Below are 14,982 nucleotides of genomic sequence, written 5' to 3' on the forward strand. Positions count from 1 at the left end.
AAATCAAGAAAAGAGAGAAGGGGACAGCAGCTCGCCCAACGCTGCGCGGTGATTGCCATCGCGCCCGGTCACCGGCTCGGCCCGCCACAGCGCATGCAGGATCGCCTGCTCGGTCCCGTCGGCCGCCGCCTGGAACAGCCCGTCGAGCTGCGTCTCGTGCAGCATCGCCACGGTCGGCATCGCGCGTTCGGCGCGGTCGGGCACGGTGTAGGCGGTCGAGAAGGCCAGCACGATGTCGCCGCTGCCATGCCCGAAGACCGAGCCGGTACGCGCCAGCCCGGCCCCCGCGCGCAGCGCGAGCCGGCGCAGCTGGCGCGCATCGAGCGGCGCGTCGGTCGCGACCACGACGATGATCGAGCCCTTCTCGGGCTCTGGCGCCACGGCCCGTTCGGCCACGAGCGCGGCAAGGCGCTCGCCCACCGCATGCCCCGCCAGCCGCAGCTCGGGCTGCCGCCCATAGTTCGCGAGCACCAGCGTGCCCACCGTATGCGAAGCCTCGCCCACCGGCACGAGGCGCGAAGCACTGCCGATGCCGCCCTTGAGCTGGAAGCTCGACATGCCGCGTCCCGCGCCCACCGAACCCTGCGCGAAATTCGCGCCGGCATCGGCCAGCGCGCGCTGGTAGTCGGCCTCGCCCACGGCCAGCCGCTGGATGTCGTTGAGAAAGCCGTCGTTGCACTCGAACACCAGCGGATTCACGGTCGGCAGCGAGCGCCCGGTCTCGGGGTTGTGCGCGATGCAGTCGCGGATCTGCGCGCCGGCCACGGTGCCGACCGAGAAGGTGTTGGTCAGCGCGATCGGGGTCTCGAGCACGCCGAGCTCCTCGAGCTGCACGAGCCCGATGCTCTTGCCGAAGCCGTTGAGCACCACGGCGGCGGCCGGCACCTTGTCGCGGAACGGATCGCCGGCATGCGGGCGGATCACGGTCACGCCAGTCTGCACCGGGCCCTCGGCGAGCGTGCGGTGGCCCACGGTCACGCCGGCAACGTCGCTGATCGCGTCGCGCGGACCCGGGCGCAGGCCGCCGATGCGGGGCAGGGCGTTCGCGCTCATTGCCGGTCGATCTTCGGATCGAGCGCGTCGCGCAGGGCGTCGCCCAGCAGGTTGAAGGCCAGCACGGTGAAGAAGATCGCGAGGCTGGGGAACAGCGCCACGTGCGGCGAGGTCACCATGTCGGCGCGCGCCTCGCTGAGCATCGCGCCCCATTCGGGCGTGGGCGGCTGCGCGCCCATGCCGAGGAAGGACAGGCTGGCCGCGGTGATGATCGAGGTGCCCACGCGCATGGAGAAATACACCACGATCGAGGAGATGGTGCCGGGCAGGATGTGGCGCACGACGATGGTCCAGTCCGAGGCGCCGATGCTGCGCTCGGCCTCGATGTAGGTCTGCTGCTTGAGCACCAGCGTGTTGCCGCGCACCAGCCGCGCGAAGGCCGGCACGCTGAACACCGACACCGCCACCACCACGTTGGTCATGCTGCTGCCGAGGATCGCGACCACGCCCAGCGCCAGCAGGATGCCGGGGAAGGCGAACAGCACGTCCGAGATGCGCATCACGATGCGGTCCCACCAGCCTTCGTAGTAGCCCGCGAGCAGGCCGAAGGCGGTCCCCACGATGCCGCCGAGCAGCACCGAGACGAAGCCCGCCATCAGCGAGATGCGCGCACCCGCGAGGATGCGGCTGAAGATGTCGCGGCCCAGCGGGTCGACGCCGAACCAGTGCGTGGCCGAGGGGCCGCTGTTGAGCATGTCGTAGTCGAAGTAGTTCTCGGGATCGAAGGGCACGATCCACGGCGCGAACACGGCGACGAACACCAGCAGCAGCACGAACAGGGCGGCGACGATGCCCACGGGCTGCTTCTTGAAGCGGCGCCAGCATTCGCCCCAGGGGGTGCGGACCTTGCCCGCGGTCTGGACCGCGGCCACGGGCATGGCGGCGGGAAGGGTGGATTCGGCAGGCACGCCGGTGGCTTGGGTCATGGCGGCGGCCTCACTTGTAGCGGATGGTCGGGTTGATGAAGCCGTACAGCACATCGACCACGAGATTGATCAGGATGAACTCGAGCGAGAACAGCAGCACCAGCGTCTGGATCACCGGGTAGTCGCGCATCTGCACCGCGTCGACCAGCAGGCGGCCGAGGCCGGGCCAGTTGAACACCGCCTCGACCAGGATCGAGCCGCCGAGCAGGAAGCCGAACTGCAGGCCCATCATCGTGACCACCGGGATCAGCGCATTGCGCAGGCAGTGCTTGATGATCACGCTGCGCTCGCGCACGCCCTTGGCGCGCGCGGTGCGCACGAAGTCCTCCTGGATCACCTCGACGAACGAGGCGCGCGTGAAGCGCGCCATCACGGCGGCCACGGCCGCGCCCAGCGTGATCGAGGGCAGGATGTAGTGCTTCCAGGTGGCCGCGCCCACGGTGGGCAGCCAGCCGAGCTGCACCGAGAAGATCTGCATCAGCAGCATGCCGAGCGCGAAGGCCGGGAAGGAGATGCCCGATACCGCCAGCGTCATGCCGATGCGGTCGGGCCATTGGTTGCGGTACACGGCCGACACGATGCCGATGCCCATGCCGAAGATCACGGCCCACACCATGCTGGTGACGGTCAGCATCACCGTCGGGAAGAAGCGCTCGGCGATCTCGGTCGACACCGGCCGCCGCGTGCGGATCGAGGTGCCGAAGTCGCCCTGCAGCATGTGGGTGAAGAAGTTCGCGAACTGCTGCGGCAGCGGCTTGTCGAGTCCGAGCTCCGCGCGGACCATGGCCACGGTCTGCTCGTCGGCCTCCTGGCCGGCGGCAAGGCGCGCCGGGTCGCCGGGCAGCATGTGGACGAACAGGAACACCAGCACCGCCACGATGAGCAGCGTGGGGATCAGGCCCAACAGTCGTTTGAGGAAGTAGTTCAGCATGGGGAGCAGGGGCCGCGAACGGCCGGCGGCGGGGTGCCGCCGGCCATCGCGCGGTCAGTCAGGAAACGGAGAGACCCGCGATCAGTTCGCCACCGACATCGCGTCGATGTTGATGTTGGCGTCGGGCATCACGAACACGCCCGTCAGGCGCTTCGAATGCGCCGACAGGTTCTGTTCCGTCACCAGCGGCAGGCGCGGCAGGTCCTTGCGGATCTGTTCCTGCGCGGTCTTGTAGAGCGCGGCCTTCTCGGCCTCGTCCACCGACACCAGCGCCTTGGCCAGCGCGTTGTCGACCACCTCGCTCTTGTAGAACGACATGTTGTTGAGCTTCGGCGCCCACGACTCGGAGGCGAACAGCGGGCGCAGGCCCCAGTCGGCCTCGCCGGTCGACGAGGACCAGCCGGTGTAGTACAGGCGAACCTTGGCGGTCTTGGGATCGGGCCAGGCATCGACCTGCTCGGTGCGCTGGCCCACTTCGAGCGCCTGCACCTGCAGCTTGATGCCGACCTGCGCGAGCTGCTGCTGCACGAACTGGATGGTCTTCTGGCTGGTCGTGTTGTTGTAGGCGCTCCACAGCACCGACTCGAAGCCGTTCGGGTAGCCGGCCTCGGCCAGCAGTTCCTTGGCCTTCTTCACGTCGTAGGGCACGGGCGCCATCTTCTCGGCGTACTTCACGCCCTGGGGCATCACGCCCTGCGCGGGAATCGCATAGCCGCCGAAGGCCACCTTGGCCAGCGCCTCCTTGTTGATGGCGTAGCCGATGGCCTCGCGCACCTTCTGGTTGTCGTAGGGCTTCTGCAGCATGTTGAAGGCCAGGAAGCGCGTGATGATCGAGGGCGAGGCCACGACCTCGAGCTTGTCGCTCTTCTTCAGCAGCTCGGCCTGCTCGTAGGGGATCGGGAAGGCGAAGTCGGCCTCGCCGGTCTGCATCATCGCGGCGCGCGTGTTGTTCTCGAGCACCGGCTTCCATTGCACGGTGTCGACCTTCGGGAAGCCCTTCTTCCAGTAGCCGTCGAACTTCTTCGCTTTGACCGCCTCGGTCTGCTTCCATTCCACGAACTCGAAGGGGCCGGTGCCCACGGGGTGGAAGGCGATGTCCTTGTTGCCCCACTTCTTGAGCGCGGTCGGCGAGATCATCGCGGCCGAGGCATGGGCCAGCGAGTTGATGAAGGGGCCGAAGGGCTCCTTCAGCGTGATGCGCACGGTGGTCGGGTTCAGCGCCTCGACCTTGCCCACGCGGTTGAACTGGTTGTAGCGCAGCAGCTTGTTGTCCTGGTTCAGCACGCGCTCGAGCGTGAACTTCACGGCCTCGGCGTTGAAGTCGGTGCCGTCGTGGAACTTGACGCCGCTGCGCAGCTTGATGGTGTAGACCAGGCCGTCCTTCGAGACCTCGTAGCCCTCGGCCAGCACGTTCTGCACCTTCAGGTCCTTGTCGAACTGGAACAGGCCTTCGTAGAAGGTCTTGGTCACGGCCGTCGTGATGGTGGTGTTGGTGTTGTACGGGTCCAGCGTCTCGGGCTGATAGCCGATGGCCAGCACCACGTCTTTGGCGGCCAGGGCCGAGCCCGAGGCGGCGAGCGCGGCCAGGCCCAGCAGCGCGGATGCCCATCGCAGGGAGGAAGAGGATGGCTTCATGGGAAGAACTCCAGTCGATTCGTGAAAGAGAGGGAGGAACAAAAAAGCAGGGGGCCCTGCGACGGAAAAACGAAAGAGAAACTCGAAGGCGTCAGAAGGCGCCGCCGATGGCATGCCGCGCCACGAAATGGCCCGGCGCCACCTGCACCAGCGGCGGCACCTCGGGCTCGTCGCCCACGGCGCGGATCGGGCTCGGGATCTCGCCCTCGAGCAGCGCGCGCTGCTTGTGGCGGCGCGAGGGATCGGCCACCGGCACCGCCGCCATCAGCTTGCGCGTGTAGGCGTGCTGCGGCGCCTCGAACACCGCGCGGCGCGGGCCGATCTCCACGATCTGCCCGAGGTACATCACGGCCACGCGGTGGCTGATGCGCTCCACCACCGCCATGTCGTGCGAGATGAACAGGAAGGCCACGCCGAGCTCGCGCTGCAGGTCGAGCATCAGGTTGACGATCTGGGCCTGGATCGAGACGTCGAGCGCCGACACCGATTCGTCGGCCACCACCACCTTGGGGTTCAGTGCCAGGGCGCGCGCGATCGCGATGCGCTGGCGCTGGCCGCCCGAGAACTCGTGCGGATAGCGCTGCGCCGCCTCGGGTGGCAGGCCCACCTTCTGCAGCAGCCAGTCGACGCGCTGCTGCGCCTCGGCGCCCTTGGCGATGCCGTGGATCAACAGCGGCTCCATGATCGAGAAGCCCACCGTCACGCGCGGATCGAGCGAGGCGAAGGGGTCCTGGAAGATGAACTGGATATTGCGGCGCAGTGCCTGCAGCTCGCGCGTGGGCAGCTCGCGGATGTTCTGGCCGCCGAACTCGATCGCGCCGCTCTGGCTCTCGACCAGGCGCAGCAGCGAGCGGCCGGTGGTCGACTTGCCGCAGCCCGATTCGCCGACCAGCGCCAGCGTCTCGCCGGGGTAGAGGTCGAAGCTGATCTTCTCGACCGCGTGCACGCGCCGCTTCACGCGGCCGAAGACGCCGCTGCGCACGTCGAAGCGCGTGACCAGCTCGCGCACGCGCAGGATCGGGCCGGCCTCGGCGCGCACCGTGTCGTGCGGCTCGCTGTGGGTGCCGGGCTCGGCCTGCGCGCCGGTCTCGGTGCGCAGCAGCTCGAACTTGGCCGGCAGCTCGGTGCCCTGCATGGCGCCGAGCTTGGGCACGGCCGACAGCAGCGCGCGGGTGTAGGGGTGTTGCGGCGCGCCGAACACGGTGTCCGACGGGCCCGCCTCGACCTTGTCGCCGCGGTACATCACGAGCACGCGGTCGGCGATCTCGGCCACCACGCCCATGTCGTGCGTGATGAACAGCACGCCCATGCGCATCTCCTGCTGCAGCTCGCGGATCAGCTGGAGGATCTGGGCCTGGATCGTCACGTCGAGCGCGGTGGTCGGCTCATCGGCGATCAGCAGTTGCGGCTTGCACGACAGCGCCATCGCGATCATCACGCGCTGGCGCATGCCGCCCGAGAGCTGGTGCGGGAAGCGGTCGAGCACGTTGCGCGCCTCGGGGATGCGCACCAGCTCGAGCATGCGCAGCGCCTCGGCGCGCGCGGCCGCGTTGCTCTTGCCCTGGTGGATGCGGATGGCCTCGGCGATCTGGTCGCCCGCGGTGAACACCGGGTTCAGCGAGGTCATAGGCTCCTGGAAGATCATCGCGATGTCGGCGCCGCGGATGCCGCGCATCGTGTGGTCGCGCGCCTGGGCCAGGTCGAGCACCTCGCCGTTGCGGCGGCGGAACGCCATGCGGCCCTCGAGGATGCGGCCGCCGCCGTGCTCCACCAGGCGCATCAGCGCGAGCGAGGTCACGGACTTGCCCGAGCCCGATTCGCCCACCACCGCGAGCGTCTCGCCATGGTCGACGTGGAAGGACAGCTTCTTCACGGCATCGACCGTGCGCTCCGAGGTGGTGAAGCGAACGCTGAGATCGTCGACCGCGAGCACGCGGCCTTCCGGAAGGTTGGGCAGAGGGGGGAGGGAGGTCGCAGCGGACATGGCGGTCGAAAAGGGAAGCTGTGGCGTCAGGCGAAGATCGCCGTCTTCGGGGTCTCGCGGCCGCGCGCATGGGCGCGGTACATGCCTTCGGTGTTGAAGGGCAGCGCGAGGTTGCCGTGGCGGTCGACGGCGATCAGGCCGCCGGTGCCGCCGATGGCCGAGAGCGACTTCATCACCACCGTGTAGGCGGCGGCTTCGAGCGTGGCGCCGGCGTAGGCCATGCGCGCGCAGAGGTCGTGCGCGGCGGCGATGCGGATGAACATCTCGCCGCTGCCGGTGCACGAGACCGCGGCGGTGGCGTCGTCGGCATAGGTGCCGGCGCCGATCAGCGGCGAATCGCCGACGCGGCCCACGCGCTTGTTGGTCATGCCGCCGGTGGAGGTGGCGGCGGCCAGGTGGCCGTGCATGTCGAGCGCGACCGCGCCGACGGTGCCGAACTTGCGGTCCTCGTCGAGCGGGGCATGGGTCATGGCCGCGCCCTCGTGGTCGACCACCACGCGGCCGGTGTCGCGCACGCGGTGCAGCTGCTGGCGGCGCGCCTCGGTCGAGAAGTACGAGGGCTCGACCATCTCGAGCCCGCGCTCGCGCGCGAAGGCCTCGGCCCCGGCGCCGGCGAGCAGCACGTGCGCGCCGTCCTCGAGCACCGCGCGCGCCAGGCGCACCGGGCGGCGCACATGGCACACGCCCGCGACCGCGCCGGCGGCGAGCGTGGCGCCGTCCATCACCGCGGCGTCGAGCTCGTGGGTTTCGTCATGGGTGAAGACCGCGCCGTGGCCGGCGTTGAACAGCGGGCAGTCCTCGAGCAGCTCGACCGCGAGGCAGGTGGCGTCGAGCGCCGAGGCGCCCTGCAGCAGCGCAGCCTGGGCGGTGGCCACGATGTGGCGCAGCGCCTCGTGGTAGGCCGCTGCCTGTTCGGGCGTGGTGGTGCCCGCGCTGATGGTGCCGGCGCCGCCATGGATGGCGATCACGGGCACGCGCGGGGTGGAAGCGTTGTCGTTCTGGGTGGGGCTGTTCATCGGGAGGTCTTTTTCTTCGGGGTGCTGTCTGCGGGCGGCGTGGCCTGCGGGTTCGCGCCGTTCGCTCCATTCGTGCGTGGCCCGTTGCCCCCATGCAGCCACGGCCGCACCGCCTGCAGGATGCGGCCCGCCGACTGCACCGCGCCCGGCGCGCGCAGCGCCACGGCGCTGGTCAGCGCCTCGATCAGCGCGAGCACGCTGGTCTCGCAGTTGGGGCGGTAGCTGGTCTCGGTCTGGCAATAGAGCGCCACGTCGGCCAGCGGCGCCAGCGGCGAGCTCGGCCGGTCGGTCAGCGCGAGCACCGCGCAGCCCTGGCCGCGCGCGATCTGCGCCAGCGCGATGGTGTCGGTGAGGTAGCGCGGGAAGGTCACGCCGATGAACACGTCCTGCGGCCCCGCATGCATCAGCGTGCGCGCGGCATGGGTCACGCCGCTCACGCCCGAGAGCAGGCGCACGTCGCTGCAGCTGCTGTCCAGCCCGTGCTGCAGCAGGCCCGCGAGCCAGGCGCTGGCGCCGAAGCCGCCGATGTAGATCGAGCGTGCCTTGCCGATGCGTTCCACCGCCGCCTCGCAGGCCGCGTAGTCGAGCGACTGGCGCGTGGCGTCGATGTTGCGGCGGCTCTCCTCGAGCGCCGCGGCGAACACCTCCGACACCGTGGTCGGCCGCTCGAGGTTGCCGCGCAGCCGCTCGACCGGCGCCACCAGCGGCTCGAAGCCGCGCACCAGCTCGGCCCGGAAGGCCGGGTAGCCGTCGAAGTCGAGCGCGCGCGCGAAGCGGTTGGCCGTGGCCACCGACACGCCGGCCGCCGTGGCCAGCTCGTCGATCGGCAGCGTGGCCACCTGCAGCGGATGCTCGAGCACGTAGTCGGCCACCTGCCGGTGCGAGCGGGACAGCCGCGGCAGGGCCTGCGCGATGCGCTGGGCCACGGTGGTGCCTGGAGGGTCGACGTTGGTGCTCATGGGGTTCGGAAGGGCGCCGGAACGGTGCAAATTTGAAAACTGATTTACAAATATAAGTCAGTTAAGAAAATTTTCTGTCATTTTCGGCCGAGTTTGCAAGTTGCGGGCCAGTGCCGTGGGGAGATCGGGGCGGGTGAGGGCGGGCGCCGCGCGGGTGCTTTCCCCTCTGGGCGAGGGCGCGCGCGGGCACGGCCGCGAGCGCGGCCTCGGGGATTTCCCTAGGGTCGCGTCAGAACGCGGTCTTCGAGGCCGCCGAAGCCTGCTGCTCCAGCGATTGCGCGAGGAAGTCGACGAAGGCCCGCACCCGCGCCGCGAGCTGGTGGCGCTGCGGGTACACCGCGTAGATGTCGGCATCGGGCGTGTGGAAGGGGCGCAGCACCTGCACCAGCCGGCCGCTGCGCAGGTAGCGCGCGATGTCCCATTCGGCGCGCATCAGGATGCCGTGGCCCTCGAGCGCCCAGTTGACCGCGATCTCGCCGTCGTTGGTGGTCAGCGTGCCGCGCGTCTTCACGGCCTGCGTGCTCGCGCCCGCGCCGCGCCCGCTCGACAGCCGCCACAGGCCGTAGGCCTCCTCGCCCTGGCGGATGCCGATGCAGTTGTGGCGCGTGAGGTCGTTCGGCACCTTGGGCGTGCCGTGCTTCGCGAGGTAGGCCGGCGCCGCGCACAGCAGCCGCCGGTTGGCCGCGATGCGCCGCGCGATCACGCGCGCCTCGGGCGGCGCGCCGAAGCGCACGCAGACGTCGAACGAATCCTCGGTCAGCGGCGGCGGGTTCACCGACAGCTGCAGCTGCACCTCGACCTCGGGATGCCGGCGCACGAACTTCGAGATCAGCGGCGCCACGTGGCTGCGCCCGAAGCCCAGCGTGGCGTTGACGCGCAACAGGCCCTGCGGCACCGCCTTCGACACGCCGAGCTGCTCGCCCAGGCTCTCGATGTCGGCAAGGATGCGCCGCGCCTGCGCGAGGTAGAGCTCGCCCTCGGGCGTGAGCCCCATGCGCCGCGTGGTGCGGTTGACCAGGCTCACGCCGAGCCGCGATTCCATTTGCGCAAGGTGCTTGCTCACCGCGGCCGTCGTGATGCCGAGTTCGCGCGCCGCCGCGCTGAGGCTGCCGGCGCGTGCGAGCGCCGAGAAGAAGCCGAGGTCGGCCGGTTGGATCTCGTGGGCCATCGCGTTTTTCGCTGTTGACTTGAAGTTAACGATGGATTGACTTTAGGGGCGATCCGATCGCACGTCGAGTTCCTACAGTCGAAGCCGTTCCAACACTCCAGCGACGCAGCTACACCATGAAGACCTACAGGATCGCAACCATTCCCGGCGACGGCATCGGCAAGGAGGTGGTGCCGGCCGGGCGCGAGGTGCTCGAGGCACTGGCCGCCGGCGGCGAGCGCTTCGGCTTCGAGTTCGAGGACTTCGGCTGGGGCGGCGACTACTTCCGCGCCCACGGCGAGATGATGCCGGCCGACGGCCTCGACGCGCTGCGCGGCAAGGACGCGATCCTGTTCGGCTCGGCCGGCGATCCGCACATCCCCGATCACGTCACCCTGTGGGGCCTGCGCCTGAAGATCTGCCAGGGCTTCGACCAGTACGCCAACGTGCGGCCCACGCGCATCCTGCCCGGCATCGACGGCCCGCTCAAGCGCTGCGGCCCCGGCGACCTCGACTGGGTCATCGTGCGCGAGAACTCCGAGGGCGAGTACGCCGGTGTCGGCGGCCGCGTGCACCAGGGCCATGCGATCGAGGCCGCCACCGACGTCTCGATGATGACCCGCGCCGGCGTCGAGCGCATCATGCGCTTCGCCTTCTCGCTGGCCCGCTCGCGGCCGCGCCGCCAGCTCACCGTGATCACCAAGAGCAATGCCCAGCGCCATGCGATGGTGATGTGGGACGAGATCGCCGTGCAGGTGGCCAGGGAGTTCCCCGAGGTGCGATGGGACAAGGAACTGGTCGACGCCGCCACCGCGCGCATGGTCAACCGGCCGGCCTCGCTCGACACCATCGTCGCCACCAACCTGCATGCCGACATCCTCAGCGACCTGGCCGCCGCGCTCGCGGGCAGCCTGGGCATCGCACCCACCGGCAACATCGATCCCGAGCGCCGCTTCCCCTCGATGTTCGAGCCCATCCACGGCTCGGCCTTCGACATCATGGGCCAGGGCCTCGCCAACCCGGTCGGCACCTTCTGGTCGGTCGTGATGATGCTCGAGCACCTCGGCGAGCCCGAGGCCGCCGCGCGCCTGATGCGTGCCATCGAACAGGTCACGGCCGACACCTCGCTGCACACGCGCGACCTCGGCGGCAGCGCCACCACCGCCGACGTGACCCGCGCCGTCTGCGCGCTGCTGGCCCCGCTGCCCGAGCGCCAGGCCGCCTGAGTTTTCCGCCCCCGGAGCCGGAGAGGGCGTGCGCGCACGGCCGGCCATTGCCACGACAACAAAGGAGACAACCCGTGATCCAGCCCTTCGTCCGCCGCCGCGCGGCGCTGACCGCGCTCGCCGCCGCCTTCACCCTGGCCCTGGCCACCACGACCGCGGCCGCCCAGGCCTGGCCGGCCAAGCCCATCAACCTCGTCGTTCCCTTTCCGCCGGGCGGCAGCTCCGACGTGCTGGCGCGCTCGTTGAGCGACAAGCTCTCGCAGAGCCTGGGCCAGCCCGTGGTGGTCGAGAGCCGTCCCGGCGCCGGCGCCACGCTCGGCGCCGACTACGTCGCCAAGGCACGGCCCGACGGCTACACCCTGCTGATGGGCGCCGTGCACCACACCATCGCCACCAGCGTCTACCGCAAGCTGCCCTACGACTTCGAGAAGAGCTTCGCGCCCATCACCACCGTCGCGCTGGTGCCCAACGTGATGGTCGTCAACGCCAAATCGTCCGCGCGCGATGCGCAGGCGCTGATCGCCCAGGCCAAGGCCGCGCCGGCCAAGCTTTCGTACGGTTCGAACGGCAACGGCACCGTGCAGCACCTGATCGGCACCCAGCTCTCGGCCCTGTCGGGCATCGAGCTGCTGCACGTGCCCTACAAGGGCAGCGCACCGCTCACCACCGACCTGCTCGGCGGCCAGGTCGACATGTCCTTCGACACCCTGACGCCCGTGCTGCAGCACATCCGCGCCGGCAAGCTGCGCGCGCTGGCCGTGACCACCGCCAAGCGCTCGAGCAGCCTGCCCGAGGTGCCGACCCTGGCCGAGTCGGGCCTGAAGGATTTCGACCAGGGCACCTGGTTCGGCATCCTCGCGCCGGCGGGCACGCCGAAGGAGATCGTGGAGCGGCTCAACGCCGAGATGGTGAAGATCATCCAGTCGCCGGAGTTCAGGAAGCGCATGGAGGAGATTGGGGCGGAGCCGGTGGGGGATACGCCGGCGCAGATGGCGGCGCGGATTCGCAGTGACACCGCGAAGTATGCGAGGCTGGTGAAGGAGGCGAGGGTGGCGATCGATTGAAGCTTGCGAAAGCTTCGACGTCGGACCCAAGCAGCCGCTTCGCTCGCCTGAGCGTGACCCGTGTGATGGAAGCGCCGATCCCGAATCTAAGTGGCGCCATCATTGCGAATCGGTTCGAGCATGCTGCCATCGATGATGGCCTTGTCGATTGCGAGAGAGCCCGAGAGAAAGCCGAGAAGAGATCTACCTGGGCGGCGAGCTGGTCATGACCCATTGTCTTCGCGCCCTCGGATTTTCTCGAGACTAGAGACGCCATGTCCAGAAGGCCTATGTCTTACCGCATATGCCTTGCGATTCGTGCCGCGGTCGAGCGCAAAAATGACGCGCATGTTCGACTCGCGCATTCCCTCTCTGGACACGAGGAAGATGGCCTCTCCATAGGGAAACATCGCGCAACGAAGCGAATCCCAGACCCGCGCGCCGATCGCACCGATTGCCCGCCGCGGCACCTCGTCCGAATGACTTTGGTCATTTCGGCTTCGCTTTCATCGGCACTAAGATGCCCGCACCATGGCCCATGCCACACCACTGCCGCCGCATGCCGCGCCATTGCGCGGCGAGGCGGGCGCTGCCATACCGGTGCGGGGCATCCTGGTGGTCGACGACCATGAGCTGGTGCGCCTCGGCCTGCGTGCGCTGCTGCTGGCGGAGACGGCCAGCGTGCCGGTGTACGAGGCACGTTGCCTGGCCGACGCATTGCACCTGTACACGCTGCACGTGTCGTCGCATCACTTGGTGCTGCTCGATCTCGATCTGCCCGATTCGCAAGGACTGGACACGCTGGTGCGCTTCAAGCGCGCCTTTCCCTCGTCGCCCGTGATCGTGCTCTCGGGCAAGGACAGCCATGCGCTGATGCAGGGCGCGATGGCGCTCGGGGCCCAGGCCTTCCTGCCCAAGACCGGTCACCTCGGCGAGGTGCTGCGCTACGTGAGAGACAACGACCTGGTCGGTCTTCCGGCGCGGCCGTCGGCCGTGCCCGTCGATGCCCAGGCGCCGCCGGCCAGGGACGGGTTCCAGCCGCAGCTCAATGCGCGCCAGGTCGAGATCCTCGACTGGCTGCTGGCCGGCAAGTCGAACAAGGAGATCGCGCAGCTGGCGCACCTCACCGAGGGCACGGTCAAGAACCATGTGTCGACGCTGCTGCTGCTGTTCGGCATGCGCTCGCGGGCCCAGCTCATCAGCAGCCTGCGGTGAGTCTTCCGCGCCGGGCCGCCTTCGATGCGAGATGCCCGCATGCCGGCGATGAATGACGCGCATCCGCCCGAGCTGGCGCGGCGCGTGCTGCGCGAACAGGTGGCCGCGGTCCACGCCAATGCGCCGGCCGCCTATCTCGCGGACCTCCTCACGGCGCAGTCGCTGGGCATCGGCCTGTTCGTGGCCACGTGGCGCTGGCAGGTGCTGCTGTGGATGGCGCTGCACCTGGCATTGACGCTGCGGCGCGCCTACCGGCGCTACCGCCGCAGTCCCGACGCGGCCGAGCATCCCGAGTACTGGGCGCGCTTCAATGCACGCAACGTGCTGCTGCGTTCCTGCGTCTGGGGCCTGGCGCCCTGGCTGTGCGTGCCGCCGGGACGCAACCTCGGGCTCTGGGTCATGGTCATCGTCATGATGATGGGCGGCTGCGCCGGCGGCGCGCTGTCGCTGGCCGTGCTCAAGCGCAACATCCCGCGCTTCATCGTGCCCAGCATGGCGAGCCTGACGCTGGCGCTGGCCTGGCGCGGCGACACCGTGCATCTGTTCCTGGCCACCGGCTGCCTGCTGTACATGTGCGTGATGATCACCTTCGCGCTGCAGCACCATCGGCTGCTGACGGCCTCGCTGACCATGCGCTTCGAGAAGGAGGCGCTGGCCGAGCAGCTGAGCCGGCAGATCGCCGCGACTCAGCGCGCGAGCGAGGAGAAGACGCGCTTTCTCGCGGCGGCGAGCCACGACCTGCGCCAGCCGCTTCATGCCATCGCGCTGTTCGGCGCCGTGATCGAGAAGAAGCTCCAGGGCAGCGAGGAGTGGGACCATGCGGTGCGGCTGATGGACGCGGTCGGAACGCTCGGCGATTCGCTCGACACCCTGCTGGACATCTCGCGGCTCGATGCGGGCGAGGTGGCGCCGCGGATCCGGCCCGTGGAGCTCAACCCGCTGTTCCTCGCGCTCAACAACGTGTTCGCGGCGCAGGCGGCCGGCAGGGAGCTGCAGCTGCGCCTGCGTGCCACGCCCTGCTGGGTCTTGAGCGATCCGCAGCTGCTGCAGCGGCTGCTCTCCAATCTCGTGGACAACGCGCTGAAGTACACGCCGCGCGGTGGCGTGGTGGTGGCCGCGCGCGCACGCGGGCCGCTGGTGTGGATCGACGTGTGCGACACCGGCATCGGCATCGCGCCCGAGCACCTCGGCCGCATCTTCGACGAGTTCTACCAGGTCGACAATCCGGGGCGCGATCGCGCGCGCGGCCTGGGCATCGGCCTGTCGATCGTGCAGCGGCTCTCGCGCCTGCTGGCGCACCCGCTGCAGGTGCGCTCTCATCCGCGGCGCGGCAGCCGCTTCCGCATCGTGCTGGCGGCGGTGTCGGGTTCGGGCGTGGTGCCATCCATCGCGCGGCCCGACGCGGTGCTGCCGTTGCCGCGCCGCGTGCTCGTCGTCGACGACGAGGCACCGATCCGCCAGGCCGTCACCGGCCTGCTGCAGGCTCATCGCCTGGCCGTCGACGCGGTGGCCGACGAAGCCGGGGCCGAGGCCGTGCTGGTGCAGGCCGCGCAGGGCGGCAACCCGGTCGAGGTGCTGCTGTGCGACGTGCGGCTGGCCGATGGCGCCGACGGGCTGGCGGTGGCGCAGCGGCTGCGCGCGCGCTTCGGCCCCGGCTTGCAGGTGCTGCTGATCACCGGGGAGACCGCGCCGCAGCGGCAGCAGCAGATGCACGATGCCGGCCTGCAGGTGCTGCTCAAGCCGGTGGCCGCCGACCGGCTGCTGCAGGCCCTCGCATCGTTGGCGCGGCACGACAGGACGCACGCCGGCATGCACGGCTGAGCCTCTTTTTATTGCTGCAAGTCGAT

12 protein-coding genes are annotated in these 14,982 nt (G+C 69.6%); 4 read left to right on the forward strand and 8 right to left on the reverse strand.

All coding sequences use genetic code 11. The features are described from left to right. Positions 1 to 3 precede the first annotated feature (3 nt). The 8 genes from AC1HIL_RS18580 to AC1HIL_RS18615 all read right to left on the reverse strand — a co-directional run bounded on the left by AC1HIL_RS18580 (position 4) and on the right by AC1HIL_RS18615 (position 9,672). Complete coding sequence (locus AC1HIL_RS18580; RefSeq protein WP_479672389.1) at positions 4 to 1,053, reverse strand: DmpA family aminopeptidase; 1,050 nt, start codon at positions 1,051 to 1,053, stop codon at positions 4 to 6. Continuing rightward, positions 1,050 to 1,979: a glutathione ABC transporter permease GsiD gene (gsiD, locus tag AC1HIL_RS18585; protein ID WP_057591103.1), complete on the reverse strand. Its 930-nt coding sequence runs from the start codon at positions 1,977 to 1,979 to the stop codon at positions 1,050 to 1,052. The genes AC1HIL_RS18580 and gsiD overlap by 4 nt, the downstream gene beginning before the upstream one ends. Positions 1,980 to 1,989: 10 nt before the next feature. Continuing rightward, positions 1,990 to 2,910 (reverse strand): glutathione ABC transporter permease GsiC, encoded by a 921-nt coding sequence (gene gsiC, locus AC1HIL_RS18590; protein ID WP_261205959.1) that lies wholly within the window; start codon positions 2,908 to 2,910, stop codon positions 1,990 to 1,992. Between the two features lie 81 nt (positions 2,911 to 2,991). Beyond that, positions 2,992 to 4,545 carry a glutathione ABC transporter substrate-binding protein GsiB gene (gene gsiB, locus AC1HIL_RS18595; protein ID WP_057591101.1) on the reverse strand — a complete coding sequence of 518 codons (1,554 nt, stop codon included), beginning with the start codon at positions 4,543 to 4,545 and terminating at the stop codon, positions 2,992 to 2,994. A 91-nt stretch (positions 4,546 to 4,636) separates the two neighbouring features. Continuing rightward, complete coding sequence (locus AC1HIL_RS18600) at positions 4,637 to 6,529, reverse strand: dipeptide ABC transporter ATP-binding protein (RefSeq protein ID WP_261205957.1); 1,893 nt, start codon at positions 6,527 to 6,529, stop codon at positions 4,637 to 4,639. A 26-nt stretch (positions 6,530 to 6,555) separates the two neighbouring features. Beyond that, complete coding sequence (locus AC1HIL_RS18605; protein ID WP_057591099.1) at positions 6,556 to 7,545, reverse strand: isoaspartyl peptidase/L-asparaginase family protein; 990 nt, start codon at positions 7,543 to 7,545, stop codon at positions 6,556 to 6,558. Continuing rightward, positions 7,542 to 8,504, reverse strand: coding sequence for a MurR/RpiR family transcriptional regulator (locus tag AC1HIL_RS18610; protein ID WP_057591098.1), 963 nt, complete (start codon positions 8,502 to 8,504; stop codon positions 7,542 to 7,544). Before AC1HIL_RS18610 ends, AC1HIL_RS18605 begins: the two co-directional genes overlap by 4 nt. 229 nt (positions 8,505 to 8,733) lie before the next feature. Beyond that, positions 8,734 to 9,672, reverse strand: a complete 939-nt coding sequence (locus AC1HIL_RS18615) for a LysR family transcriptional regulator (RefSeq protein ID WP_296740018.1) — start codon at positions 9,670 to 9,672, stop codon at positions 8,734 to 8,736. A 116-nt stretch (positions 9,673 to 9,788) separates the two neighbouring features. Between AC1HIL_RS18615 and AC1HIL_RS18620 the strand changes: the two genes are divergently transcribed. The 4 genes from AC1HIL_RS18620 (at position 9,789) to AC1HIL_RS18635 (ending at position 14,956) form a co-directional block, all read left to right on the forward strand. Then, complete coding sequence (locus AC1HIL_RS18620) at positions 9,789 to 10,877, forward strand: tartrate dehydrogenase (RefSeq protein WP_261205954.1); 1,089 nt, start codon at positions 9,789 to 9,791, stop codon at positions 10,875 to 10,877. Between the two features lie 74 nt (positions 10,878 to 10,951). Beyond that, entirely contained in the window at positions 10,952 to 11,941 is a 990-nt protein-coding gene (locus AC1HIL_RS18625; RefSeq protein WP_479672390.1) for a tripartite tricarboxylate transporter substrate binding protein, read from the forward strand. A gap of 510 nt (positions 11,942 to 12,451) precedes the next feature. Continuing rightward, entirely contained in the window at positions 12,452 to 13,135 is a 684-nt protein-coding gene (locus tag AC1HIL_RS18630) for a response regulator transcription factor (protein WP_479672391.1), read from the forward strand. Positions 13,136 to 13,183: 48 nt separating this feature from the next. Then, positions 13,184 to 14,956 carry an ATP-binding response regulator gene (locus AC1HIL_RS18635; RefSeq protein WP_057591187.1) on the forward strand — a complete coding sequence of 591 codons (1,773 nt, stop codon included), beginning with the start codon at positions 13,184 to 13,186 and terminating at the stop codon, positions 14,954 to 14,956. The last annotated feature ends 26 nt before the right edge of the window (positions 14,957 to 14,982 follow it).

The sequence above is a fragment of the Variovorax sp. ISS6 genome, assembly GCF_056523145.1.